The following is a 2,803-nucleotide window of genomic DNA, read 5'->3' as shown; positions in this document are numbered from 1 at the left end:
GTTTCCACCTCAGTTTCCACCTCAGTTTCTACCTTCGGCGGCGGCGGTACATTGCCCGCCTCCTGCTCCGCCAGTTCCGCCGCCTCCTTGCGGCTGCGCCGGCCTGCGCCGGTGCCGGCCCGCCGGGGGCGCGCCAGCGTTTCCACCACCGCCACGCCCACCGTCTCCGGCATTTTCCTGCGACCGCGGCCGCCTGCCGCCGCGCCGGCGCCCTCCTCGTCCGTCTTGCCCGAGCGCCCGGCCGGCCTGCTTCCGCCCCGCGCCTGCCCTTCCTCCAGCATGGACTGGTACAACCGCAGGTAACCGCGCGCGCTGGTGCTCCAGCCGAAGTCGCAACTCATGCCGTTGCGCTGCAGCTGCACCCAGGCCGCCGGCTCCGCCCGCAGCGCGGCTACCCGGTCCACCGTGGCGATCAGCGCCTGGGCGGTGGGGTCGTCGAAGACGAAGCCGGTGGCCTCGCCGGTTTCCAGCCCGGCCGGGGTGTAGTCGCCCACCGAATCCGCCAGGCCGCCGGTGGCGCGCACGATGGGCGGAGTGCCGTAGCGCTGGCTGTACATCTGGTTGAGGCCGCAGGGCTCGAAGCGGGAAGGCATGAGGAAGGCGTCCGCGCCCGCCTCGATGCGGTGCGCCAACGCCTCGTCGAAGCCTATCTTCACCGCCACCTTGCCCGGCCACTCCTTTTCCGCCGCCAGCAGCGCGTTCTCCAGCTTTTCCTCGCCGCTGCCCAGCACCGCCAGTTGCACCGGCCGGCCCAACAGCTCCGGCAGCGCTTCCAGCACCAGGTCCACACCCTTCTGGTCGGTGAGGCGGCTGACGATGCCCAGCAGCAGCGCCGCCTCGTCCTGCTCCAGCCCCATCTGCGCCTGCAGCGCGAGCTTGTTCTCCGCCTTGGCGGCAAGATTGCCGGCATCGTAGTTGCGTACCAGATGCGGGTCGGTGGCCGGGTTCCAGATGTCGGTGTCTATGCCGTTGAGGATGCCGCTCAGGCGCGCGCTGCGGGTCTGCAACAGGCCCTGCATGCCGCAACCCAGGTGCTCGCCCAGGATCTCGCCGGCATAGGTCGGGCTGACGGTGACGATACGGTCGGCGTAGTACAGCCCGGCCTTGAGGAAGGACATATGGCCCCAGTACTCCACCCCCTCCACGTCCAGCGCGGAGTCCGGCAGCCCCAGCGCCCGGCCGCTCTCCAGCGGGAAGATGCCCTGGAAGGCGAGGTTGTGGACGGCGACCACGCTGGGTGCCGGCGCCTTCAGGCCGAGCTTGAGATAGGCCGGTGCCAGCGCCGCCGGCCAGTCGTTGCAGTGGAGCACGTCCGGCTTCCAACTGAGCGGGCTTTCGGCGCTCGCCAGCCGGGCGGCGATGCGCGACAGCAGGCCGAAGCGCAGCACGTTGTCGGCGTAGTCCAGGCCGCGGGCGTCCTGGTAAGGGCCGCCGCTGCGGGTGTAGAGCTCAGGGCACTCCACCAGCAAGGCCGGCACGCCGCTGGGCAGCTTGCCGCGCAGCAGGCTGGCGGCCGGCAGCCCGGCCTCGGCTTCGAAAGCCGCCACCCGGCGCAGGCCCTTCGCTTGCTCCAGCACGCTCGGGTAGGCGGGCATCAACACCCGCACATCCACCCCGATGCCGAGCAAGGCAGCCGGCAGGCCGGCGCTGACCTCCCCCAGGCCACCGGTCTTGGCCCAGGGGGCGCACTCCGGGGTGACGAAAAGAATCTGCAGGGAACCGTTCTTGCTCATGACGACGTTCTCCAGGCCGCGGGCGGCGGCCTCAATCGCTCCAAGGGAAAAGGAAGGACAACATGATTCTGTGCGGTGACATCGGCGCCACCAAAAGCCTGTTCGCGCTCGCCGGGCTGCGGGAAGGCGCAATCCACTTCGCCTTCGTGCAGCGCTACGAAAACCGCGCCTGGCCCAGCTTCGCCAGCCTGGTAGACGATTTCCTCGCCGCCGCAGCGGCAGCCACCGGCCGCCCGGTGGAGCTGGCGCTGGCCGGCTTCGGCGTCGCCGGCCCGGTGGGCGCCGGTGGGGTGTGCATGACGAACCTGGACTGGCAGATCGGCGGCAAGGCCCTGCGCGCCCTGCTGGGCGGCGCGCCGGCCTGCCTGCTCAACGACTTCGAGGCCAGCGCCTGGGGCATAGGCGACCTGCCGCCGGAGGGCCGGCTGACGCTGCAGGAGGGCGAGCCGGATGCGGTGGCGCCCCAACTGGTGATAGGCGCCGGCTCCGGCCTGGGGGTGGCCTTCCGCCTGCCCGGCGACGCGCTGCGGGTGCTGCCGGGCGAAGGCGGCCACGTCGGCTTCGCCCCGCGGGACGCGCAGCAGGCGCGGCTGTGGCAGCACCTGCAGAGGCGCTTCGGCCGCGTCAGCGCGGAGCATGTGGTGTCCGGCCCCGGGCTGGCGCGCACCTACGAGTGGCTGCTGTCCCAGGGCGGCGAACGCCCCGCGCAAACCACGTCGGACAGCGTCCCCGCCGCCAACGGCGCCGGCCGTGGCGACGCGGTATGGGAACGGGCGCAGGCGGGCGATCCGCAGGCGCGTGAGGCGGTGGAGCTGTTCGTCGACGCCTATGGCGCGGCAAGCGGCGACCATGCGCTGAGTGTGCTGGCCCGCGGCGGCGTGTTCCTCACCGGCGGCATCGGCCCCCGGGTGCTGCCCGGCACGGCCACCCAGCGCTTCCTCGCTGCCTTCCGCGACAAGGGGCCGCATGCGGCGCTGGCGGCGGGGCTGCCGGTGTATCTCGTCACCGATGAGCGTCTGCCGCTGCGGGGAGCGGCCCGGGCCGCGTTGGGGCTGGCCGGGGAAGGGTAT

At 72.2% G+C, this 2,803-nt stretch carries 2 protein-coding genes; one reads left to right on the top strand and one right to left on the bottom strand.

What is annotated here, in order from left to right; genetic code table 11:
• Positions 1 to 1,733 (bottom strand): glycogen synthase GlgA (glgA, locus tag GRF61_RS23715; protein WP_169153080.1); only part of this gene is annotated, 1,733 nt, incomplete at its 3' end.
• 62 nt (positions 1,734 to 1,795) lie between these two features.
• Here glgA and glk point away from each other — a divergent pair.
• Positions 1,796 to 2,803: glucokinase (gene glk / locus GRF61_RS23710; protein ID WP_169153079.1), on the top strand; the 1,008-nt coding region annotated here is incomplete at its 3' end.

Source organism: Azoarcus sp. TTM-91 (genome assembly GCF_012911025.1).
Taxonomy (GTDB): Bacteria; Pseudomonadota; Gammaproteobacteria; order Burkholderiales; family Rhodocyclaceae; genus Azoarcus.
This window is presented reverse-complemented; position numbering and strand designations above follow the sequence as displayed.